At 62.7% G+C, this 22,292-nt stretch carries 17 protein-coding genes, 4 pseudogenes and 1 other annotated feature; of the genes and pseudogenes, 9 read left to right on the top strand and 12 right to left on the bottom strand.

All coding sequences use genetic code 11. The features are described 5' to 3' along the window. Positions 1-604 precede the first annotated feature (604 nt). Positions 605-1,039, bottom strand: coding sequence for a hypothetical protein (locus C882_RS24795; RefSeq protein WP_152415449.1), 435 nt, complete (start codon positions 1,037-1,039; stop codon positions 605-607). Between the two features lie 147 nt (positions 1,040-1,186). Here C882_RS24795 and C882_RS25155 point away from each other — a divergent pair, with 147 nt between their 5' ends. The 5 genes from C882_RS25155 to C882_RS20910 all read left to right on the top strand — a co-directional run bounded on the left by C882_RS25155 (position 1,187) and on the right by C882_RS20910 (position 7,695). After that, complete coding sequence (locus C882_RS25155; protein ID WP_160166802.1) at positions 1,187-1,360, top strand: hypothetical protein; 174 nt, start codon at positions 1,187-1,189, stop codon at positions 1,358-1,360. 720 nt (positions 1,361-2,080) lie between these two features. Beyond that, on the top strand, positions 2,081-3,904 hold the full coding sequence (locus C882_RS20925; protein WP_009542686.1) for an ATP-dependent nuclease: 1,824 nt from the start codon (positions 2,081-2,083) through the stop codon (positions 3,902-3,904). Beyond that, positions 3,885-5,681: an ATP-dependent helicase gene (locus C882_RS20920; RefSeq protein ID WP_009542685.1), complete on the top strand. Its 1,797-nt coding sequence runs from the start codon at positions 3,885-3,887 to the stop codon at positions 5,679-5,681. The genes C882_RS20925 and C882_RS20920 overlap by 20 nt, the downstream gene beginning before the upstream one ends. A 263-nt stretch (positions 5,682-5,944) precedes the next feature. Further along, positions 5,945-6,820, top strand: coding sequence for a ParA family protein (locus C882_RS20915; RefSeq protein WP_052000251.1), 876 nt, complete (start codon positions 5,945-5,947; stop codon positions 6,818-6,820). Next, the gene (locus C882_RS20910; RefSeq protein ID WP_052000250.1) at positions 6,817-7,695 is read left to right on the top strand and encodes a ParB/RepB/Spo0J family partition protein; all 879 of its coding nucleotides are present in this window, start codon (positions 6,817-6,819) and stop codon (positions 7,693-7,695) included. Before C882_RS20915 ends, C882_RS20910 begins: the two co-directional genes overlap by 4 nt. On the opposite strand, the gene C882_RS25600 is transcribed toward C882_RS20910, so the two are convergent. Further along, complete coding sequence (locus C882_RS25600; protein ID WP_236262728.1) at positions 7,692-7,976, bottom strand: hypothetical protein; 285 nt, start codon at positions 7,974-7,976, stop codon at positions 7,692-7,694. The two genes, C882_RS20910 and C882_RS25600, sit on opposite strands and share 4 nt — an antisense overlap. On the opposite strand from C882_RS25600, the gene C882_RS20905 reads away from it, so the two are divergent. From C882_RS20905 to C882_RS20895, 3 genes and pseudogenes are all read left to right on the top strand, one after another. Further along, a complete protein-coding gene (locus C882_RS20905; RefSeq protein WP_407637694.1) occupies positions 7,908-8,195 on the top strand; it encodes a hypothetical protein in 288 nt (95 codons plus the stop codon). The two genes, C882_RS25600 and C882_RS20905, sit on opposite strands and share 69 nt — an antisense overlap. 94 nt (positions 8,196-8,289) lie before the next feature. Beyond that, positions 8,290-9,805 (top strand): annotated as a pseudogene (gene istA, locus C882_RS20900) (IS21 family transposase). Further along, positions 9,792-10,127 carry an ATP-binding protein gene (locus C882_RS20895; RefSeq protein ID WP_009542679.1) on the top strand — a complete coding sequence of 112 codons (336 nt, stop codon included), beginning with the start codon at positions 9,792-9,794 and terminating at the stop codon, positions 10,125-10,127. Before istA ends, C882_RS20895 begins: the two are co-directional and overlap by 14 nt. Positions 10,128-10,146: 19 nt before the next feature. Here the strand turns inward: C882_RS20895 and C882_RS20890 are convergent, their stop codons facing one another. Continuing rightward, on the bottom strand, positions 10,147-11,217 hold the full coding sequence (locus C882_RS20890) for a helix-turn-helix domain-containing protein (RefSeq protein ID WP_052000249.1): 1,071 nt from the start codon (positions 11,215-11,217) through the stop codon (positions 10,147-10,149). Positions 11,218-11,384: 167 nt separating this feature from the next. On the opposite strand from C882_RS20890, the gene C882_RS20885 reads away from it, so the two are divergent. Then, positions 11,385-12,563, top strand: coding sequence for an IS256 family transposase (locus tag C882_RS20885; protein ID WP_009542677.1), 1,179 nt, complete (start codon positions 11,385-11,387; stop codon positions 12,561-12,563). 40 nt (positions 12,564-12,603) lie between these two features. Here C882_RS20885 and C882_RS24230 read toward each other — a convergent pair. The 9 genes and pseudogenes from C882_RS24230 to C882_RS24225 form a co-directional block, all read right to left on the bottom strand. Further along, positions 12,604-12,756, bottom strand: a pseudogene (locus tag C882_RS24230) (IS110 family transposase); the annotation flags it as partial. Positions 12,757-13,054: 298 nt separating this feature from the next. Continuing rightward, a pseudogene (locus C882_RS25595) lies at positions 13,055-13,962 on the bottom strand (IS3 family transposase); the annotation flags it as partial. Then, positions 13,565-13,681 (bottom strand) — a sequence feature (AL1L pseudoknot). (Overlaps the previous pseudogene by 117 nt.) Before the next feature lie 524 nt (positions 13,963-14,486). Next, the gene (locus tag C882_RS20870) at positions 14,487-14,786 is read right to left on the bottom strand and encodes a DUF7673 family protein (protein WP_043646969.1); all 300 of its coding nucleotides are present in this window, start codon (positions 14,784-14,786) and stop codon (positions 14,487-14,489) included. After that, positions 14,783-15,244 (bottom strand): hypothetical protein, encoded by a 462-nt coding sequence (locus C882_RS20865; protein ID WP_043646967.1) that lies wholly within the window; start codon positions 15,242-15,244, stop codon positions 14,783-14,785. Before C882_RS20865 ends, C882_RS20870 begins: the two co-directional genes overlap by 4 nt. A 134-nt stretch (positions 15,245-15,378) precedes the next feature. Further along, a complete protein-coding gene (locus C882_RS20860) occupies positions 15,379-16,821 on the bottom strand; it encodes a site-specific integrase (RefSeq protein WP_152415447.1) in 1,443 nt (480 codons plus the stop codon). After that, on the bottom strand, positions 16,818-18,593 hold the full coding sequence (locus C882_RS20855) for a site-specific integrase (RefSeq protein ID WP_009542674.1): 1,776 nt from the start codon (positions 18,591-18,593) through the stop codon (positions 16,818-16,820). Before C882_RS20855 ends, C882_RS20860 begins: the two co-directional genes overlap by 4 nt. A 91-nt stretch (positions 18,594-18,684) precedes the next feature. Beyond that, positions 18,685-18,867, bottom strand: coding sequence for a helix-turn-helix domain-containing protein (locus tag C882_RS25855; protein ID WP_043646961.1), 183 nt, complete (start codon positions 18,865-18,867; stop codon positions 18,685-18,687). 478 nt (positions 18,868-19,345) lie between these two features. After that, a pseudogene (locus C882_RS20845) lies at positions 19,346-20,261 on the bottom strand (IS256 family transposase); the annotation flags it as partial. A 1,029-nt stretch (positions 20,262-21,290) separates the two neighbouring features. Further along, positions 21,291-21,863, bottom strand: a complete 573-nt coding sequence (locus tag C882_RS24225; protein WP_083876103.1) for a Uma2 family endonuclease — start codon at positions 21,861-21,863, stop codon at positions 21,291-21,293. Positions 21,864-22,292 lie beyond the last annotated feature (429 nt).

The raw sequence follows: 22,292 nt of genomic DNA, 5'->3' as shown, positions 1-22,292 counted from the left end.
CGTTAGCGGCATGATCTTTAGTTAGGCGTCGCCGATTAACAGCGCAAGAGGCAACGAAGATCTTGCTTACGGATCTAACGATGGAGCAGTAGTTGGAGTGCCAGCATCCAGCCATCTGACTGAGAAACCAGGACCCCCAGCCAGCACCGAAACTCCAGAGATATCAGAGCGTTACGCTCCAACGAAGCCTCAGTGTGACACAGCCGGCGGCCACGTCAACGGTAATCAGAGAGGCCGACCTAGTGCTGGCGCGGAAACGAGCCGCGGGTTGACGCGAATCCCTTGCCTGTCCCGTCGCTCTGCTGTGGGCCGGCCGTGCACGATCTGGACAGAGGAGGCGGAAGGCAGCAGTGAGGGCACGAGCCTTGCTTACGGCTCGATAGCCCTTCAACGGTGAAAGGGCGCCGCTAGCCGATGGTGTGAGGCTCGAACGCTGGCTTGCGGGCAGGATTGAAGTCCGGCATCGAGGAGCGATTGTTCTATAACTTTGAAGGAGGCATGCTTCAGAGCATAGCCTGGATTGGCCGAAGGAAATTACAAAAGAATCCATGCCCAAGACGGGCTTGGGCATGGCGCGCGACCTAACCGGTCCTGAAGTGTTGGATCAGCCGTTTAGAGCGCGTTCTATGAATGCTTCTGCCTCCGGGTCTTTCGACCAGAAGCGGTCATTGACGTCAAGAATCGCTGCGCATTCAACCGCAGAAAGCCCGACAAGGTGGCTATGTAAATCTTGAGACGAGTGGTCTCCACTCATTACTGTCCCCGAATCCATCACGCCGATCAGGACTTCGGTGCGAGGATCAGGAACCTCCGTGATAGTAACACCGGCATAAGCCGACAGGATGGTCCTCCACACCCACCCGGGAAGTTCCGGGGTTGAGCTTCTCATGAGGCTGTCATAACGCGTTAGGATCCGGCGCTCGGCGCCTTCCTTTGTCATGCCTCTATATTGAGTGATGGCTTCCATGCGCTCCGGAGCGCTTGCATTCCGTTCTTCGGGTTCGCCGAAGAACTCATCATCGTCTTCCCACATATCCACGATTTTCTCTCCTTGCGGTTCGTTGATAAACAGGATTTAGACTTCTCAAAAATCTTTGGTAGGGGAAACGGCGAGGAACATATTCCTCATGCGTCCGCTGCGTTGTTGGCTGTGGGATGCAGGCGGCGAGCGCCCCGGATCAAGCTGATGAGCCTGTCCTCCCGGCCCCCGGTTCGGCAAAATCCGGACATGACGCCGACGCTCGACCGCCTTCCCGACGGTCCCGCCGCTCTCGAGGCGGTGAGCATCGTGAAGCACGGCGGCGTGCCGTGCATGTGGGCGTCCATGCATGCCGACAAGACCTTCGGCGACGCGCTGTAAACCCGCATCGTCCGGCTCAAGAAGCAGAAGTTCGGCCGCAGTACCGAGAAGGTCAAATAACTGGAGCTGGCGCTGGATGCCTTTGAGGTGGCGACGCTCTTCTCCAGGACGCGTAGTGGCAGACAAAGAAACGCCGGCTGAGGCCAAGCCGAGAAGGCGCCGTGCAAGCGCGAGAGGCTTCAGGTCGCCGAAGCCAAGTCCCGGGAGCGCGTAGAACAGGATCTCTGTCAAACCTGTCCCGACTGCGGCGGAAAGCCGCGGATGCTCAGCAAGGGCGTGGCTGAAGATTTCTGCCGCGGTTGCGAGAAGGTGGTCCAGCCGGCGACGCCGGCACGCCTGACCCAGCACTCAACGGCCGGCCCGCTCTCGATGGCGTGCGTGGCGTGTCCAACATGCCCTTCATCAGTCCCTTCGGCTTGATGCGCGGCGCATGCCGATCACCATTGCCGTTTGCGCCGAGGGCAGCCTGGTAGCCCGCGAGTTTGCTTCAGTAAGGCCCGCGTACCGTCTGGTTCCGCTAGATCACAAACGGCCGTTTGGCGATGAGTTGCCCGGGTTTAGGGGAAGGGGGAGAGATAAAAAGGTTCGGACAGGACAAATGCTATCAGACACCATATGGTGAGCGAGCATGACCGGGAAACTGCATCCGATGGAAGAAAGTCGTACCAATATGCTACAGGTTAGGATATAGGCTGCTACCGAGTGGATGGAGGGGGCAAGATGTATCTGTCGCGAATCAGGATTGAGAATTTCCGCAACTTCCGGGACCTCGACGTTGCGCTTGGCGGCAACATCGTCATTGTCGGCGAGAACCGCGTCGGAAAGAGCAATCTGCTCTTTGGCCTGCGGCTGATCTTCGACCCTGCGCTGTCCGATAGCAGCCGGCAGCTCGGTCTCGCGGATTTCTGGGACGGGCTGGAGGAAATTACTGCCGAGACCGCCATTACTGTCTCGGTGGAGATCAAGGATTTCGAGGAAGATCTGGACGTTCTGGCGGTGCTGACCGATTATCGTCTTGACGATGACCCAGACACAGTTCGTCTTACATATCAATTGCGTGCTCAGCCCAGCCTCGATCACGCCCCGGCCAATGACGACGATTTCTCGTTCGTCTGCTTCGGCGGCGAGGATGAAGCCAAGCGCTTCGGCCATGATCTTCGACGCCGCATCACGCTGGACCTGCTGCCGGCGCTTCGGGACGCCGAGGGCGATCTTGCGGCTTGGCGCCGGTCGCCGCTTCGTCCTCTCGTCGAGGATGCGTTCGTCGGCATCGACAAGGAGGCGCTAAAAGGAATCAGCGAAAAGATCGCGGAGGCAACCGCAGCGGCGATCGACTTCGACGAAGTGAAGGCGCTGGAAGCCAGCATCGCAGAGCTGTTTCTGGCAATGGCCGGATCAAAGCAGGATGTCCATCCATCGCTCGGATTCAGCGCGACCGACGCCACTCGCATTAATCGGCAGATCCGACTGCTGATCGACGAAGGGCGGCGCGGCGTTGCCGACGCCAGCCTCGGCTCGGCAAACCTCATCTTCCTAACGCTGAAACTGCTCGATCTTCAGCGCTTGATCGCGGCCAACAAACGCGACCAGTCATTGCTCGCGATCGAGGAGCCGGAGGCGCACCTCCATCCGCACCTTCAGCGTTTGGTCTATAAGCATCTTTTTGAGGCGATTGTCGATGGCGAGGACGGTGCCAATGGCGACGTTGGCGGGGCCGCCGCCGTGCCGCTCTCGGTCATTCTGACTACTCACTCGCCGCATATCGCAAGCGTCGCTCCGCTGGAGTCGCTCCTGCTTCTCCGGTCACACTCGAACGAGGGAACGAAGGGATATTCGGTCGCCGAAGCAGACTTCACTAAAGCCGACACCGAAGATCTCGAGCGATATCTCGATGTCACCCGCGCGGATATGGTCTTCGCCCGCGGCGTCATCCTCGTAGAAGGAGACGCGGAGCGGTTTCTGATCCCGGCATTTGCAGAGGATATGGGCATCTCGCTCGACGAGCATGGCGTGTCGGTCTGCTCGGTCGCCGGGACCAACTTCCAGCCCTATGCGAAGTTGCTTTGTGCCCTGGGCATCCCGTTCTCTGTCATCACCGATTACGACGAAGTCGACGAAACCCCCCGCGCCTACAATCGCGCGCTCAAGCTCGTTCGGATCATCGATGAGGCCTCTGGCGGTGACGACACCGACGCGGTGATCAAAACCATAACGAAGAAAAAGACCTGGGGCGAGACATTCGCCGAAATCCAGAAGTTCGGCATCTTTGTGAACTGGAGCACGCTCGAGACCGAGCTGTTCGAGGGTGACTACGCTCAGGAGATGATCAATACCCTTCACGAGCATAACTTTAGCGCCAAACGCAAGGCGACACTGAACGCGTTGGCAGCGAATCCGACTGATTTCGACGCTGACGAACTGCTAAAGATGATTGAACAGATGGGTAAAGGCCGGTTCGCGCAAAGATTGGCGACGCGCGCAACCGGCAAGCTCGTCCCCAAATATATCGAGGAAGCGATCAATCATGTCATCGGCCTCGTCTGACCATTCGCTGTATCTCAGGGCAGCAGAGGATCTGCGCTCAAATGAGAGGCAGTGGCAGGCTTATCAGTCGACCGGTCACTGCGTGCTGTTAGCTGGTCCCGGCAGCGGTAAGACAAAGACGCTGACGATCAAGCTTGCCAGAATGCTGAACGAGGATGTCGATGAGCCGCGCGGCATCGCGTGTATCACCTACAATAACGAGTGTGCGCGCGAGCTAGAGAACCGGTTGGAGGCCCTTGGCATCGCGCCCGGCGGGCGCGTCTTTATCGGAACCGTCCATTCATTTTCACTTACACAAATTCTGCTGCCCTACGCCAAGGTAGCTGGACTGGGTCTGCCTGATTCATTCACAGTGGCGAATCGCCAGCAAGCTCGAGCTGCCTTGGCCGCCGCTCATGCCAACGTCATCGGTGGCCCGGAGAATCCGCAGAACTGGGAGATGCGGCTTGGCCGTCATCGGCGTCGGTTCCTAAATCGGGAACTGCCGGAATGGCAGACGCTCGATCCGCAGCTTACTGCGTTCGTCGAGGCGTATGAGGCCGAACTTCGCGCAGCCGGGCTGATTGACTTTGACGACATGCCGCTCCTGGCGGTGCGTGCCCTTGCCGAGAACAGATGGCTTCGGACGGCGATGGTGGCGAAATATCCGATCCTTGCGGTCGATGAGTATCAGGACTTAGGTCGCGCGCTCCACCGCATGGTGATGGGACTCTGCTTCAGCGCGGGCATGCGGTTATTCGCGGTCGGCGATGTCGATCAGTCAATTTATGGCTTCACCGGCGCAACACCAGAGCTGCTGCGGCGGCTGTCCGAACGCGATGACGTCGAGACGTTGCGCCTCGGTCTCAACTATCGCTGCGGATCGCGGATTGTCAGTGCGTCTGAATATGTGCTCGGGGAGGAGCGGGGGTACGAGGCGCCTCACGATGCCCATGAAGGGACGGTCTATTTTCACCCCTGCACAGGTGGCTATGCCGAGCAGGCAAGATATCTCATCGAGGAGTTGATCCCGGAAATCCGCGAGCGCCGGCCCGACATCAATCTTGGTGAGATCGCTGCGCTATATCCCGCGGCATTCCTCGGCAATGAACTTGCCAACGCGGCAGCGGAACATGGCTACTCGGTGATACGGACGGACGGCAACGCGCTGTATCCGCGCGGCAGCAAGCTGATGCGATGGCTGGAACAATGTGCGATGTGGTGCTGCGGAGGCTGGCGATCGGGGGCGCCCCGGTTGTCTCGCGTGGTGAGTGAAGGTGCGAGGCTCTTTCATGAAGCCATAACCGATGAGGATGAGCGGCTTGCCTTCCAGCGCGACCTCACAGCAGCGCTATGGGATCGGCGGGATGAAACGGTCGACCTTCACGATTGGCTGACAGCTCTGCACGATGACATCATTCGGTCGCGGGTCAGTCTCACCCGATCGCTCGATGACGAATACGTCACGTTGAACAACTTCCTCACGCGTATCGGCCCCGCCGGCGACGTCGATGACTTCCCTTTAGCCGAGTTCGCTGGTATCGGCAGTGGGCTCGACCGCATCAATCTTTCGACGCTGCACAGCGCGAAGGGGCGCGAATTTGATGTGGTGATCCTGTTCGGCGCGGAGGAAGGTCGGTTGCCGCGCAACTACGCTACCGAGAACGACCTCCGCGAGGCCCGACGTCTCTTCTATGTCGGCTTCACGCGCGCGAGGCATGAGATCCATCTTATGTACGGGCAGCACAATCCGTCGCGCTTCGTGACTGAAGTGCAGGATCGCCTTGAAGGTGAATGACGCTCGTCAAGTCGCCTCAGACAAAGTAGTGCTCGCCTGCAACAGACCTGCTCAATTGGGTGCGCCGATTAAATCTGCGCTCCCGCTGTAAGCTTCTTTCGGTGGCCGCGGTCTCTGCTTGTTGACGCTCAGGCGGCCTTCTGATTGTCCTGTGGCTGCCCGATGTTCCACGTCACCTTCTTCCGAAAAGTAGCCGCCCCACCTTGCCCGCCACCTGCAAAATCATAGTTGATTAAGTATCGACTTGGCAGGAGGGTAAAATTTTGGACAACGGGAAGCCTTTTCCAGCAGAGGATCATCGCGAGGACGGGATTCGTCATGCCGAATTGCCGGCTAAACCGGTCGTCATCGCCGTGGCAAATCAGAAAGGCGGGGTCGGCAAGACTACCACCTCCCTCAACCTCGCTTTTGCGCTGTCACAGCGCGGGCTTTCTGTTCTCGTCATCGATCTCGATCCGCAGGCGAATGCAACACTGGCGGGCGGAATCGACCGAGTTTCGGCCGGCCGGGAGGGGCGGACGGTCTACAACGTTCTGTTGCAAGACCGACTGCTCGTCGACATCATCCGGCCATGCCCGGAGCTCGGGTTTTCAATCGCGCCGTCGGGTGCAAACGTCGATGCCGCAGAGCCGGAACTGGCTGGGCGGACGGCGGCGGAACTGCTGCTGCGAAGCAAGATCGAGGAGATGGGCCCACGCTTTGACATTATCCTCATCGACTGCCCTCCAAACCTGGGAAAACTGACGTTGAACGGCATGCTCGCGGCGCAGTATCTGCTCGTGCCGACCGAAGCCGCCGCATGGTCTTTGGCCGGCATTCCGCTTCTGCTAACGAACGTCGATCAAGTGCGGCGGCTGTATCGTCACGACCTGCGGCTGCTCGGCATTCTGCCGACGAAAGTACGCAGCCGCATCCGTCAGGACCGGGAGTCGCTGGACGAACTGCGGCGCGACTACGGCGACGCGACGCACATCTTTCCCGCGATCCGCCACACCACGGCTTACGCCGTTTCAGAAGCGGCAGGCTCTGTGACGCTCGCCGACAATCCCGCCGGACCCGGTGTCGACGTTTACCACACCGTCGCGGACCAGGTTCTCGAGGCCATTGAACGCCGGACAGCTGCACAGGTGGCGTCATGAGCCGGCGGCCGGCGAGGCGCGTATCCCAGCTGGTGTCCGGCGAAGCGGCGCGCGCTGTCGCGACGGGGATGGTCGCGACGTCGCAGCAGATGAACGTCATCGAGATTCCGCTCGACACCATCACACCAAACCCCGATCAGCCGCGGAAGCTGTTCGACCAGTCCGCCCTTGAGGGGCTGGCGACGTCGATCTTCGAAGTCGGCCTGCTCCAGCCGATCCTCGTCAAACGGGATCCGGCAGCAGAAGGCCGCTACATCATCGCCGCGGGGGAACGCCGGTGGCGGGCCCACAAGTTGATCGGCAAAGCGACGATCCGCGCGATCTGCATGTCCGGCGACATTGACGAGATCGCGGTTGTCGAGAACGCACAACGCGTCGATCTGCACGCTGTGGAACGGGCGATGGCGATCCGGCGGTTGTCCGTTGAACGCCAGTGTTCGGACGAGAGCTTGGCCCAGATGACGGGGCTGAGTCGGGCCGAGATCACGAAGCTGGTCGCGGTCGGAATGCTGCCGACGGAGATGCTATCCCGGTTCTTGACGATGTCGCCCGAGCCGTCGAAGTCGGCGTTGTTCGAGGTTGCCATGGCGCCCGGCGAGATTCAGCCGGCCCTCGCGGATCTCGTGGCAAAGGGCGCCTCTATCGCAAGTCTCCGCCGCGCGAGGGTCCGGCTTGAGCAGTCTGAAGATCCCGTGACGGCGGGCGCTCTCGGCCAAAATGCGCAAGACGTCCCGGCGCTGGGGCGGCGCCTCAAGCGCCTGACGACGACGCTCGGCACTGTTCGCAGTGAAGGCCGGCCGCTCAGCGATCAGGATCGCGGCCATCTACGGGCCTTGCGCGCGTCCATCGACGCAGTCCTCAACGACGACGGTTAGTTTTCATAGGGCATCATGTTCGACGTCGAACACTTCCGGCCGGCGGTGGCTGCGAAAGGTAACCGGCCGGTCAGGGCCGCCTTCCGGCCGCTGGTCTGCCAGATGTAGTTTATGTCGTTAACGACGTCGTTATTGACGTCAGCGACGGAGGCAGCATGCGGCAGGAGATCTTGGGCGTCGAACGGCGCCGGCGTTGGACGTTGGAGGAGAAGGTGCGCATCCTGGCGGAGGTCGGGATAGCCGGTGCGACGGTCGCCGACGTTGCGCGGCGTGTCCGGCATCAGCCGGCAAAACATTTACCAGTGGCGCCGCGACGTGCGGAAAAGCGGGATCGTGGCTGCCGATGCGCCGCATTTCCTTGCCGTCGAGGTGGCGCAGGAGGAGAGCGAGGGCGACCACGTCACCGGCGCCGACGTGCGGGTCGAGATCGGCCTGCGCAACGGCCGGATCCTGCGTCTTCCCGGCGACGCGCCCGATTGTGCACCGGCGTGGAAAAGTAGTCCACGAGCGGGGCGAATAGGCGCCGAAAAGTAGGCCACCCTGCTCAGGCATACTTCCACCCTCGGTTGGATAGACGAGGGTGCCAAGCAGGGGATGCTGACGGTGGATATGATCGGTCGGGTCCGGCGCGAGCACGCGCGCGGCAAGAGCATGCGGAAGATCGCCGCGGAACTGCGGCTGTCACGGGATACGGTGGCGAAATACCTGAAGTCGGGAGAGACCGATGGACGCTATCGGCGGAGCAGGCAGCACTATCCGCAGTTGGGGCCACACATCACGCGCTGGAGCGGCTGCTGGAGGAGAACGAGCGGCGCGGCAAGCGGGACCGTCTGAACCGGCTCCAGATCTTCGAGGCGTTGCAGCGGGACGGCTACGCCGGCGGCTATGACGCAGTGAGGCGGTACGCTAGGCAATGGTCGGCGGCGCGGTCGTCGGCGCCGGTGACGGCAGCGTTCATCCCGCTGACGTTCCTGCCGGGCGAGGCCTACCAGTTCGATTGGGCCGAGGAGTGGGTCATCCTCGACGGCGTCACGACCAAGGTGCAGGTCGCCCATCTTCGGCTGAGCCACAGCCGCATGCCCTACGTGCGGGTCTACCTTCGCCAGGCCCAGGAGATGGTGTTCGACGCGCACGCGCGGGCCTTCGCCTTCTGGGGCGGGACCTGCGAGCGCGGCATCTACGACAACATGAAGAGGCGGTAGACGCCGTCTTCGTGGGCAAGGCGAGGACGTTCAACCGCCGCTTCCAGCAGATGTGCAGCCATTATCTGGTCGAGCCGACCGCCTGCACGCCGGCGGCCGGCTGGGAGAAAGGTCAGGTCGAGAACCAGGTCGGTAGTCTGCGGCGCCGGCTGTTCACGCCGCGGCCGAAGGTGAAGACGCTCGATGAACTGAACCGCTGGCTGGAGGATGCGTGCATGGCCTACGCGCGGGCGGCCCGCCACCCCGAGTTCAGCGACAAGACGGTGTGGCAGGTGTTCGAGGCCGAGCGGTCGGCCCTTGTCCCCGTGGGCCAGCCCTTCGACGGGTTCCGGGAGAGCGACGTCGGTGTGTCCAAGACCTGCCTGATCCGCTTCGATCGCAACCGCTACAGCGTGAAGGCCAGGGCTGCCGGAGGGTCGGTGCAGATCCGCGTCTACGCCGACAAGATCGTCGCCCGGCTCGACGGAGAGGTGGTCGCGGAGCATCCGCGCGCCTTCGGCCGCGACCGCACCGTCTACGACCCGCTGCACTACATCCCGGTGCTGGCGCGCAAGCCGGGCGCCCTGCGCAACGGCGCACCATTTCGGGAGTGGCGGATGCCTCCGGGGCTGACGCGGGTGCGCGCCCGTCTCGGCCGTGGCGACGATGCCGACCGGCAGTTCGTCGGCATCCTGGCGGCCATCCCCGAGAACGGCCTGGATGCCGTCGAGGCGGCCTGTCTCCAGGCGCTCAAGGAGGGGCTCCACAGCCGCGACGCCGTCCTCAACATTCTCTCGCGCGGCAAGGATATCGGCCCTGCGATGCCACCAGCCGCCTTCAACGCGCCAGCGCTGCGTCATGAGCCGGTGGCCGCCTGTGCCCGGTACGATCGCCTGCGCGACCGGGAGGTGGCCCGTGGAGCGGCATGATATCCTGAAGCTGATGGCGACACTGAAGCTGTCCGGCATGCGGGCGGCCTATGACGACATCATGCGTGACGGCCTGCGCCGCCAACGGTCGGTGCAGGAAGTCCTCGGCGACCTGCTGACCGCCGAGGTCGCCGAGAAGACCGCCCGCTCCATCCGCTATCAGATTGCCGCGGCGAGGCTGCCGGCTGCCAAGGACTTGGGCGACTTTGACTTCACAGCCAGCCCGGTCAACGAGGCCCTGCTGCGCGACCTGCACGGCGGCGGCTTCCTGACAACCCAGCGCAACGTGATCTTCATTGGCGGGACTGGTCGGGTCTCATGATGCCCACCTTTCTACGTCGTTAAAATTTCAGCGGAATCTGATCTGGATCTGGCGTTACCGGACGGCCTTGGGAGCGCAACTGAGGCGGCAGCGTGGAAAGTTGGTGTGCTGGGATCGCCCAGGGTCCTCCTTTGCATGCCTGATATCCATGAATGGTGCCGGCGCTGATCAGGCGTAGAACCGTCATCTTGCTGACCTTTAACCGGTCGGCAGCCTCCTCCAGCGTCAACTCGCCGCGCTCGGCCAGTTCTCCCGGCTTGAACACGGCGATGCCATGGGCGTTGCGATAGCTACGGACACGCACCTCTGTCCACGTATTCCCTCGGCCGGTCCGCTTGCCGATCCGATTGAGGGTCGCGGCGATGGCTGCATCCGATTGCTGACGGGCCAGACGATGAATCAGATCGCCCGTTTCAGGATCGCCGATCCAGCGGTGATGCCCGGGCCGGTTTTTCGGCACGACCAAGCGGGTGTGATCACCGCCTGCCCAGTGAATGACCAGATTGATGCGCTCGTCCTCAACCTTGACCATGATCTCGTGGATCGCGGTACGGACGATGCGCTTGCGGGTTTCCGTAGTTGCGCCCGGATGGTTCCAGGCGGCGTCCAGATCGCGGCCCAGAGCCATGAGATGCGCTCTCTCTTCCTCGGTCAGTGCACCCGTATCCTCGCCGCTCTGAGCGGTCAGTTGGTCCTCAAGCCGCGCGACATCGACGAGACGATCATTCCAGCGCCGCTCCAGTTCGCTGGCGACAAGACGATTGCCGGGATCAACGGCATCGTATTGACGCCGCGCGAGATCGGCCTCGTAGCGTGCCTGGGCAAGAGCCAATTCCAGATGCCGACAGCGCTCGCTGACCGCGGTCTGGCAGCGGGCCACGGCTTCCAAGGCCGATTCGATCCCAAGGGGCGCCAATTGCCGCATGACCTCCGTGGCTACGGCCGCATCCACCCGCAACCCACCGAACGAGATGCAGTGCTCGGTCCCATGGTTGAGGTGGGCGCCGCGGCAGTTGTAGCGGACGCAGAACCCCGCCGTGCCGCTATAGGCGACATGCAGGCGACGCCCGCAGTGACCACAGCGCAGCATTCCCGACAGCAGGGCGTCCCCACGGCGGACAGATCCGCGGGGCTGTGTAACCTGAGGTCTGGAAATTTTGTTCGAGGGGGCGCACTTGCGTGCCCATCCGTGGGGCGAGCCCCACGGATGGGCTACCCTCCATTCCGGTTTTCTCAATCGCCAAAAAGAGGAACCGGATGCAGGACACCCAGGGTAAGGTCATCGCCGCGCTGATGGAACAGCTCATCCAGACCGGGCCGGAGGGCATGGCCGAGGCGTTCACCGCGCTCTTCAATCTCGCCATGCGGATGGAGCGCGACCAGCACCTCGGCGCCGGCCCCTACGAGCGCACTGATGGGCGCCGGGGCTACGCCAACGGCTACAAGCCGAAGAAGGTGGACACGCCCGCCGGCACCGTCACCGTGGCCGTTCCCAAGAGCCGGGGCTGCGACGAGCCGTTCTTTCCGCAGTCCCTGGAACGGGGGCGACGCTCCTCGCGCGCCATCATGCCGGCGATCGCCGAGATGTACGTCCAGGGCGTCTCCACCCGCGATGCCGCGAAGGTGATGAAGGAATTCGGGCTGGAAAGTCTGTCCTCGACCCAGGTCAGCCGCGCCGCCGCCATGCTGGATGAAGAACTGGAAGCCTGGCGCACACGCCGGCTCGACCCGGTGAAATACCTGATCCTCGACGCCCGGTATGAGAAGGTGCGCGACGGCGGCATCGTCCGCGACGCGGCCATCCTGTCGGCCATCGGCGTCGGTCCTGACGGCCGGCGGCGGCTTCTGGGCGTGTCGGCCGCGCTGTCCGAGGCGGAGGTCCACTCGCGGGATTTCCTGAACGACCTCGTGGACCGCGGCATGCGCGGCGTCGAGTTCATCGTCAGCGATGACCATGCCGGGCTGCGTGCCGCTCGCCGCGCCGTCCTGTCCGGCGCCACGTGGCAGCGCTGCCAGTTCCACCTGGCCCAGAACGCCATCCACCACGCGCCGACGCTCGCCATCCGCAAGCGCATCGGCGAGGAGTTGCGCGCCGTCTGGAACGCCAGGGATCTGAAGACCGCCGAGGCCGAACTGGCCGCCCTGGCTGAGAGCTACCGCAAGGCGGCACCGAAGCTGGCGGAGTGGCTGGAGGTGAATGTCCCGGAGGGGCTCGCCGTCTTCACCCTGCCGAAGGGGCACCGCCGCCGCATGCGGATGTCGAACCCCATCGAGCGGGCCGTCCAGCAGGAAATCAAGCGGCGGACGAAGAAGGTCCGCGTCTTCCCCAACGAGGCGTCGCTGCTGCGCCTCGTCACTGCCGTCCTCGCCGAGATCGACGAGGACTGGGCCACCACCGACCGCGTCTACATCAACATGGAAAACCGGGATGACTGAGGGACCTCAGGCCGAATTTCCATCCCTCAGGTTGCTCAATCACCATCTGGCGGTACCCCTGCCGTGTGGTCGGAAAGCTGCCGGTGCCGAGGAGCCTGTCGCGGTCATCGACGACAGCGGCAACGTGAAGGTCCTTGTGCGTATCGACGCCGCCGACGACACGGCGGCCGTCCTCTGCTTGATTCCGCGCCATCATGCTCTCCCGCGAAGCCCTTGAACCGGGGTTGTAGGACGGCTTCGCACGGCAAGGCGCTCGGACAAGACAGTCACGCGACAGAACGTCAGGCCCTTCTCGGGTCACATGCGCCGGCGAGGCGAAACCTCGCCGCAAGGCGCCTCGGGCGGCCGACAGGTCCGAGGAAAGACACGGCTCGTGGTCGATCGGAGTGTGGGTCACACCGCGACGAGGCACCTTGCGGCGCCAACCACGCTAACCGGCCGGTCGCTACGAGGGTCAGGCCGATCAGCAAGGCTGACGGGACACACTGACTGTCGGAATGGTGGATGAGCCTGCCGCCCTTTGCCGGTCGGCGCTGGTGGACAGCCTGCACCAGCGCATCCAGGACAAAGCCGGCGTGCGCCGTTCTGCTTACGCGCCAGCCGACGATGCGGCGGGCGAAGGCGTCAATGACGAAGGCCACGTAGACGAAGCCCTGCCAAGTGGCGACATAAGTGAATACTGAGACCCACAGCCGGTTCGGCGCAGGGGCCCAGAACTCGCGCAACGGGCATGGCGCCGCCGTGTGCGGCGTTGTGGTTTTCACGGGCCGGCCTCGGCGGACACCGGCGAGGCTCAGCGTCGCCATCAGCCGTTCCACAGTGCAGCGGGCGACCTCGAAGCCCTCCCGGCGCATCTGGCGCCAGACCTTGCGCGCCCCGTAGGCCTGGAAGTTCTCGTCGAAGACCCGCCTGATCTCCAGGCGCAGTTCGGCATCCCGCTGCGCGCGGTTGGATTGGCGGGAGGGATCCTCCCGCTTTGCCAAGCGCTCGTAATAGGTGGACAGGGCAATCGGCAACACCTTGCAGATCGGCACGACCCCATGCTCCCCACGATGATCGTCGGTAAAGGCGATCATGACTTCGACCGGCGGTCGAACTCCGCCTGGGCGAAATAAGCGCTGGCCTTGTGCAGGATCTCGTTGGCCTGCCGGAGCTCCCGGTTCTCGCGCGCCAGCGCCTTCATCTTCTCCGTCATCTCGGTGGGAATGCCAGCCCTCTGTCCGCGGTTAATCTCGGCCTTCTTGACCCATTCGTTCAGCGTCTTGGCGGCGCAGCCCACCTTCGAGGAGATCGATACAATCGCGGCCCAGCGGGACTCATATTGGCCCTGGTGTTCCCGCACCATGCGAACGGCGCACTCGCGAACCTCGGGAGAATACTTGTTCGTCGTTTTGACCATGACGGTTCCGTCCTACTCTGGAGTTGGAGCCTCCGGCAAACCCTTGGCGGTTCAAGGGCCTCCAGCGCTCCGCCGCTGACTGAGCCGTTTATATGGTCGCTCTGGAAGTGCATCGCGGAACGAGCGGCGACGCTGAGCCCCGAAAGCAAATTGTGTCTCATGACAATATTGTTCGACGTCGAACAGGAACCTCACTCGGCTGAACTGTCCCAGCCGACGTACGCCATGACCTTACTCAGAATCTGAAGCAGGGCTGTAGCCGTTTCAGGATCACCGATGCGTGCGGTTCCAGTGCATATCCCGTTTCGGACGATCGTGAGCGAAACGCTTGGTCCGACGGACGTCGCGGCGACGTCCAGACGTCCATTGTCATCAATGGCGATCGACAGAGTGTACATTGCGGGGGTCCGTTTTCTGGTTCGGCGATGTAGTGCGGAAGCAAAAGGAAGCTGGCTGGCTCCTATTGGGACATGATCCACCGGCACCACGGCCGGTGGCCGCGATGCCGGTGCCATGACATTCGGTTACTCGCGCGGCCCCTTAGTCTCAGGCCGCCAGCGTTCAACGATCGCGGCGAAATCGTCCTGATGGCCGAGAGCGGTCGGGTAGATCCGGAAGGTCATGATCATCCGGAAGACCACGAGCATGTCGTCCGCGATCGCCCGGTCGACGGACCAGAGATCGGTCATATCGAAACCGCCGCAGGACTGCGCGTTCCACCATGAAAGCAGGAAGTTCGCGACCCGGCGGCTCTGGCCTGTGTCGCTCTGAGCGATTCTCACGAGGCGCCCGAGCGCCGCCAGTTCCTTCGTGCCATCGGTCATTGTTCTGCCCCCCGATTAGCGCGGCAATCATGCTGCCGTTGAGCTCCATCGGCACCCCTCTTCGGGAAGACCCCGAGCAGCAGAACCGGCCCGATGAACGACGGTTTTTCGGCGATCTCAGCTTCCCAGCCGGCAGCCAAGATCTGCTGGCGCCATGGCCAGACGGCGACGCCCAGAGGATCAACTGGGAAATCGTCAGGATCTGCTCCTTCCGACGGGGGCATCAGCAGGTTCCAGTGTCGCGAGTGCTTGACCCCACGGCGCTCGGCGATCGTATTGGCGACGATGTTGCTGATGGCTTCAGCGACGTCTCGCGGTAGGCCACAGGCTCTGGATGTCGCGACGAAAGTCCAGGCCGTGCGGAGTGCGACGATCTGAAGATCGACGCTGTTCAGTGCGCGCCACCCGGCGCCGGCCACGGCTTCGAGCGGCACGTCGACCGTCCGCCAGGCCGCCATGTTAATTTTTCTTTGCATTGCTTTTGCTTCTCCGGTGTTCTCGGCAGCAGCCGATCTGCCGCCGCACCAGGGCGGGGCGGCAGATCGGCCACAAGCCGAGACCACGGAGCCGAACGGCTTGCGCGCGGGCGCTGCTACCGGACGCGTCTCGACAACCGGGGCGGCACCATGGCGCCGATGACTCCCTCGAGCGCCTTCGAGGCCTCGACGCACTCCGCGTGGCCGTAGTGCAAGTCAAGAACGCGCTCGCTGTGTCCGAGCAGTTTGGCCGCCGGACGCACCGCTTCCGGGCTGATCCGCTGGGCCTGGGTTGCGATACAGTCGCGGAAGAGGTGCGGTGACACCCGCCGGCCGATCCTTGCGAAGGTGATGTCGCCAATCCGTCGACTGAGCGCGCCATAGGTCATGCCAAAGCCGTCGCGAGCGGTCCAAAGTGCATCGTCCTGTGGCCCCAGCAGCGGCCGGTAGACAGTCACGTAGTCCCAGAAAGCTTGCTCGAACTTGGCAGGCCACGGCGCGGACCAGCGGCTGCCGTTCTTGGTCCCTTCAAACGTGACGCGGATTGTCTCGCCCTGTGTCTCGACGGTCGTGCCCAGGGCCATCTCGCTTATATTCCGAAGCCGGTTGCCCATAAGAGCAAGGTAACCGATCAGCAGCCCGTCGCGGAATCTGATGGCATCCTGAACGCCACCGACGCCGGCGCGCGCTTCCGCCATCATCGTCTCCGCGAGCGCGGTCAGATCCGATACGGAGACGATCCGTGCCGCCTTGCCGCGACGCGTCTTGGCCGCGGCCTTGAGGGCTTCGGCAAAGCCCTGGAGCCAGCTCCAGTCCTCCTGTGGCGCGACGACTGTTTTCATGAGAAGAGCGATCTCCTCGATGTGCATGGCGATCGAATGATCACTCAGCCCGCGTGTTTCGAGTTCGCCGACGTAGCCGTCGATGTTGGCCCGCGTGACTTCGAGTGCTCGACCGTCGGCACGGAGAAACGTGAGATAGCTGTTGGCGCCGCGGATGACCCGCCGGCGGAAAGGCGGGCTCCACCGTCGAGGCGACCTGTTGTGATCGCCGCGGCTTTCGCCGTCGGTCTGAGCCGCGGCAGCCTCCGCGTCGCCGCTTCTGTAGATTCGGCGCAGGCGCCGGCGCCGGGATGCCCCGTCCGGAGGTGCTACCGCCGCTTGCCAGGCCGCCTCCCACGCCGCCGGCCAAGACGCTCGAGCGATATCAGTGCTGGAGTCCGGCGCAGCCTGGCGTTTCCGGTTGCGAAGCTGCGCAACGAGCCACGCCCAATCATCCTCGGGCCACAGGATCCGGACCGCATAGCTTGCATCGATCAGGTATGTCTTCACCGTAGACGGGGCGTACTTTGACGCGAGAACGGCCGTGAAGGCCTGCCACACCTCGGCCGACGGCGGGACCAGCGTCATGCCGAGGAGCAACTCAGCCGTGCGGAGACACCGCTGGCGCGACGGCTGGCTCATGTTCATTAAATGCTCCTTTCCCTGCCAGCGTGCTTGCAGATCCGCCGGCCACGCGGCGAACGGCTTCCGCTTCATTCCTCGATCTTTGGTCGTCATCGTGATCTCCTCGTGCGCTTCCGGGCGGCCCTCGCGTCAATTTCTTCAATCGCTCGATGAAGCTCGCGCGCGGCATACTCGACCTCGAACTCCGCGTCCATCTCGGTGCTTTCGCTTCCCCGGGCGTGCCCGAGGAGCCCTTGGACAGTCCGGTAGTCTCGCGGAGAAGAGCGGAACAGGATTGTGGACATCAGGTGCCGATAGAAGTGCGCCGTTACTTCAAGCCCAAGAAGACGCCAGACGGTGCGCGTGAGCCGACGGGGCAGGCTTGCCAGCGGCGAGCGGTTCGTTCGACCGCCAAAGAGAAAGCGGTTGTCTTTATTCCCGACCAGCACGGGGCGGTAGTGGCGGATATAGGCCTTGAGCAGGGCCATCTTTTCCGGGTTCAGTTCGGCCATGATCGCCCGCTTGTTCTTGACCTCGCGGCCGTCGAAGTACAACACGCCGGGGCCGTTTCGCTTGACCGGCATGATGATGTGCCGGTCAAGATCGATCGCCTTCAGATTCTGCGATCGGACGGGCAGTGTGCAGAGGATCAGGTGCGCGATCGCGACTTCGGCCAAACGCGCCTTCGCCTTTGTAACCGGCCGCCCGGCCCGCCGCGACCGTTCGAGGTCCTCAAACTGCCGGTACGGCCAGGCGAAAAAAGTTTGAAGGACACGCCTGTCGTTGAACTGCGCCAACCGGCGCCGGTTGGCCGCCGTCATGCGCCCGGTTTGCACGCCTGTTTCGTCCTGGAAATCAGCGATGATCCGGGAAAACTCCTTTTCGTCAAAACCGGTCAGAAGACCCAGCCGTTTCCTGATGCTTTTCAGGCTTTTACAGTATGTAATCTGCCGCTCCGAGGGCTCGATGCCGCGGGCTTCCAGCCATTCCAAAAGGACATCCGCTCCGTACGGTGAGGCGGCGGTCGTCAGGCTAAGATGAGCGGAATCCTCCGGCTCAAGCGCAATGACGGCGGAGACCGTTTGCTGTAGGGCCTCCTTCAGCTTGTTCAACGTCGATCCCTGAAGGGGTTTAAGGTCGTCAGCGGTTTCCGGTGACTCAGCGTCCGGGTCCTCCACGAGATACCGGCGGCGCAGGTCGCCGCGGCTCGCATGCAGGTGCGTGCGCCGGTTGCCTTCGGCCGCCGCAAACTGCTCCCACTCGGCCTCCATTTTCGGCGGCAGCGGCACGCAGACCTGCCGGACCGGCGGCGGTTTGGCGACGGGCGTATACGGCCACTCCGGGACCGCAGTGGCCGCCCGGTTCCAGGCGTCGCGGATCTTTCCGACCGCCGTCTTCGGGTCGGCCGAGACACGTCGGTCACCGCAGGCCTTGGCCGCCACGAAGGCGTCGAACGTCGACGCGTCGACGTCATCCGGCCCGAGGCCGGCGTCGGCGCAGAAGCGAGCGAGTTGCGCCACCCGTCCTTTCATCCAGGTGCCGTCGACCATGCTGATCGCGGCCTGCCAGCACTCCGGGATCGGTGTCGGCGCGGCGGCATGCTCACGCCGTCCGGAGGCTTGCTGCACCGCTCGGCGGACCGTGCTCATGACGTTGTTGAAGCGCCCGCGCGTCACGCCGAGGCGCGCGTGATGCAGGTTTTTCGTCGTCCGACGGAACCATCCGCCATTGCAGCAGATTGCCTCCAGCGGCGCGTCGATCCACCGGCCAAACGTCCGGATATCGCTCAGCATCCGGCGGCGGGCGTCGGGAGCCAGGGTCTTGTCCTGCTCGATTGCGCGGTAGATGTCGGCGAGCGTGGCGTAGTCTCGGAACATCGCGGTCATGAAAATCTCCGTTGTCTTGAGCGCCCGTGCGGGGCACTTGCCCCGCCCGCGCGGGCGCTCTTCGGCTTCGGAGACTGGGGGACGCGCAAGGTCATCTGGAGCGCTGTCGCAAGAAGTGGCGAAGGTCCGACTCGCGGATCCGCACGAGCCGGCCGATGCGGATAGCCCGCAAACCGCCCGGCTGCGCTATCCAACAGCGCACCGTCCGTTCGCCGACGCGACAGTGTTCGGCGACCTCTGGTATGGTGAGCAGATCTTCGATTGATTTGATCATATGAAGACTCCGTTTGTTCTTCATATGATCTTAATCAGAGCATGGAAAAGTAAAGCCGGTAGCGGAAATGATGTATAGGAGCACCAGTTCCGTCGCGTTTTGTCGTGGGGACGCAGCAGCTACTTGCCGGCGTCCGGCCGCCCGATGTCGTGATGACGCGACCATGCAGCGAGCGGCAGCGTGCGGCAGCGTGCGGCACCAGCGGAAAATCGTGAGCGGGGGCCGTCATCACCCCATGTGGGTGAAGTCGGCCGCACGTCACGATCACTCGCAGACAGCTGCTAATATTGAACTTTTCGCGATCGGAGAGAGGGGGCGATTCCTGCACATTCAGGGGACCCCTAACCGCCGGCGGGTGCGTGAATGGAGCTATGACCAATGTTGGGTGACGGCGTGATCATGCGGCGGCGGATTGGTCGGCGTCGTTCGCCTGGATGCTGGTTCTCACGTGCTGCCAGTACTCGGCCGGGAAGTCCTAACAGGCCAGGAGAGAGACGCGGTCCTTCATCAGGCAGCCGACGGCTTGGGGGTACTTCGCGCCGTACTTTGCCTCGAAGGTGTTCATGGCGGCCTCGGCTTCGGTGAGGCCGTCGGCCATCCAGATGGCGTGGAGGTCCTCCTTGGCCGCCCTCTGACGTGATTTCGGCAGCTTGTTGAGGACGTTGGCCGTCTTGTGCACCCAGCAGCGCTGATGACGGGCGCCGGGATAGACCTCGTCGCGTGCCTTCCAGAATCGCACCGCGCCGTCGCCGATGGCGAGTTTCGCCCCTTGGCGAGGCCGCCCCTTGATGTCGTTCAGCAGTTCCCTCCAGCTCTGCGCGCTCTCGCGGAAGCCCGCCTGGAAGCCGACCAACTCCTTGCGGCCCTCCGGCGTGGCGCCGATGATGACGAGAATGCATTGCTTCTCGTCCTCCAGGCGGCCCTGGAGGTTGACGCCGTCAGCCCAGATGTAGACGTACTGCCGGGCCGTCAGGTCACGCTGCCAGCGAGCAACGCCTCAACGGCGTCCTGGAAATCGCCGCTCGACAGGCTGCGCAGGTAGAGCGCCGGGAGGACAGCGTCGATGGACCGCGTGCGCCGGGCGAACCGCGGCAGGATGACAGAGGTGAAGCGAATGCGGCCTACTCCATCGGGGCCGCGGTCGCGGACCTTCGGCCGTCGCACGGGAACGGGACCGATGCCCGTCAGGATCTCGCGCTCCGGGCCGTGGCCGTGACGGACCAGGCGCCGGCGGCCGTCTTCCGTCGTCAGGTGTTCATGCTCGGCAAGCATGGCGACGACCTCCGCCTCCACGGCTTGTGCCAATAGCTGCCGCGCCCGGCGCGCAGAATCTCGGTCAGCGGATCGTCGGTTTCCCCTGGCTGGCGCAGGGCGACAACGGTATCGTCGGTCATGGCGTATCACTCCTTCGCGGGAGATGTGGAAGGCGTAAGACACCTCCACGATACGTCACCTCCTTCTCAGGCCGTCGCCCGCGTTCCGCCGTAGCTCGCGTGAATGGCACGGCGGCCCGTATCACAGCAGCGCGATAGGCGCTCCCCATCTACGCGCCTAGAAATGGTCACCAAGCTCACCGAAGCAGAAAACTCTGCAATAGCCAAGAACGTATAACGGCCCGTCAACTCTTAACGGCCGGCTACAAAACCCTTGCGGCTAGCGCCAGCGGGCCTTCACGGACCTTGAGATTCCGGCAATTGCTTTGTCGTGTAGCCCGCGGAGTTTCCAGCCGCCACGGTCCGAGTTAAGGCAACGGTGGCAAGCGATCAGGCGCCATCCGTCACGGAACCGCCTAAGGGTGGCGAACGAGCATATGGCCACCCAGGGACCAACACTGTAGCCATCTGTACGGACGTCGACGACCAAGCCTATTCTACATGCTTTTGGAACACCGATCGCTTCTAGAAGATTTTCCGCCTCTCCTGAAACCCTAAGAAGGTCTTCGTCAGAAATAACTCGCGCCCTTGATTTTCCCTGCGCGAGAGAGAGGAACTCCCGAACCTTTTCCACATCATAAATACTAACTGATCTCATGGCCTCGTCTCTCTCTGTGTTTCAACTATCACACAGAGAGGAGATACGCTTTTTCAAGCCGGCGACAAGGGCACACCAGCTTTTTCCGCTACCAAGCGGATTCATCGATTTCAGCAGCGCGTTCAGCAGTTGCAACTTCCCGCTCTTCGGCCGAAGCCCAGCCGTTCGCCGTTCGCCGTTCGCCGTTCGCCGTTCGCCGCAGAACAGGAATCGGCATTGCCGGAAGCCGCTTTCGCAACGCCAAAATTGAACCAGGCATCAGGGGGCGCTGTGAAGACCGCTTATGAGTACACGGCCTAACTCTCAGATATTTCGCACGGACGCGGTGAATCGAAGATAAAGAGGGAAGAAGATTATTTGGGAAAATCTATCCGCGCTTCATCAAGCGATGTCTATGTGCTCAGATCCTGATATATCTGGGAAAGCCTAAGTTCAATTGACCACTGTTCAAGGGAAAGTATGTCAGTTGGCCGGGTGATGCGGCAGGCGCTCAGCCAGATGCCCTTGTCACGACGATGGTGTGACGCTGACATCTCCCGGGCGCCGAAGATCAAAATGTCGGCGACCGTGGGAATAGACTTGTATTCCTCGATCTTCTCGAGAACATCGTCCCGTCGCTCAGCCCCTGATAGAACCTCGACGACAACAATGGGCGTCCAATCGCCGTTTCCACTATGGCACTGGATTGTCAAAGTCGGGGTGAGATAGCTATCCCGCCCGCGACGACCCTGCTTTCCTCGAATACGAAGACCAATTCGGAGGGCGAGGCGACAAGAAGCACCTGGGCAGCGGCGTAGGCCGGTGCCGATCAGTTCCGCGAGCGTTGCCGTAAGTATCCCTTCTTCGTCGGAGAGAGGCCAATCAGCGACTACTATCCGGCCGGCAATGAGCTGGGCACGCTGATCTCCGAAATCAAGCGCTTCAAATTCCTCAAGCATTGCTGTTTCGATACCGTCCTGCTCCATTGGTCGAGTGCTCCCGGAAAACCTCACGTACCGTCCGATTCTGGTCTGAACGCTATCGCTGAGAAAGAAATATCAGCCGAAATAATTCCCGGGCGCAGTGCCCTTGTCGGCTCATCGAAGAGCAGCACATCGGGATTCATAGCCCGGCACGGGGGCAATGGCGCCACGCAGGACTTCCAAATTGTAGGGCGCCATGTTCAGCGCAAAGGGCGGTTCTCTGATCTGCATTCGATTTCGCACGAGGCGAGGTGTACCGCAGAGGCAGCGGAAGGCATCGAGCGGGCTGCAATAATAGAGACGCAGGTACGTGTCAGCTTAGCAGGGTTCTTCGGACCCTGATGTAGGCTTGCAGGTGGTTCCGACAAATGAGCCTCGGGAACGGGCATCGTAAGCGTCCGGCCTCCCCACCTTCAAACGTAGTTACGGCCG

It is taken from the genome of Caenispirillum salinarum AK4 (assembly GCF_000315795.1).
GTDB lineage: Bacteria > Pseudomonadota > Alphaproteobacteria > Rhodospirillales > Rhodospirillaceae > Caenispirillum > Caenispirillum salinarum.
This window is presented reverse-complemented; position numbering and strand designations above follow the sequence as displayed.

Bases quoted from the DNA above. Each gene is read 5' to 3' on its own strand.
- C882_RS20865 (WP_043646967.1), bottom strand. From the start codon at position 15,244: ATGGCGGCCTGGCGGACGGTCGACGTGCCGCTCGAAGCCGTGGCCGGC.
- C882_RS20870 (WP_043646969.1), bottom strand. From the start codon at position 14,786: ATGACCGATGGCACGAAGGAACTGGCGGCGCTCGGGCGCCTCGTGAGA.
- C882_RS20920 (WP_009542685.1), top strand. From the start codon at position 3,885: ATGTCATCGGCCTCGTCTGACCATTCGCTGTATCTCAGGGCAGCAGAG.
- C882_RS25855 (WP_043646961.1), bottom strand. From the start codon at position 18,867: ATGATCAAATCAATCGAAGATCTGCTCACCATACCAGAGGTCGCCGAA.
- C882_RS20890 (WP_052000249.1), bottom strand. From the start codon at position 11,217: ATGCTGCGCTGTGGTCACTGCGGGCGTCGCCTGCATGTCGCCTATAGC.
- C882_RS20860 (WP_152415447.1), bottom strand. From the start codon at position 16,821: ATGACGACCAAAGATCGAGGAATGAAGCGGAAGCCGTTCGCCGCGTGG.
- C882_RS20885 (WP_009542677.1), top strand. From the start codon at position 11,385: ATGCAGGACACCCAGGGTAAGGTCATCGCCGCGCTGATGGAACAGCTC.
- C882_RS20925 (WP_009542686.1), top strand. From the start codon at position 2,081: ATGTATCTGTCGCGAATCAGGATTGAGAATTTCCGCAACTTCCGGGAC.
- C882_RS24225 (WP_083876103.1), bottom strand. From the start codon at position 21,863: ATGGAGCAGGACGGTATCGAAACAGCAATGCTTGAGGAATTTGAAGCG.
- C882_RS20910 (WP_052000250.1), top strand. From the start codon at position 6,817: ATGAGCCGGCGGCCGGCGAGGCGCGTATCCCAGCTGGTGTCCGGCGAA.
- C882_RS20855 (WP_009542674.1), bottom strand. From the start codon at position 18,593: ATGACCGCGATGTTCCGAGACTACGCCACGCTCGCCGACATCTACCGC.
- C882_RS25155 (WP_160166802.1), top strand. From the start codon at position 1,187: ATGAGCCTGTCCTCCCGGCCCCCGGTTCGGCAAAATCCGGACATGACG.
- C882_RS25600 (WP_236262728.1), bottom strand. From the start codon at position 7,976: ATGCCGGACACGCCGCGCAACGTCGGCGACCGTCGCACCGGCTATCCC.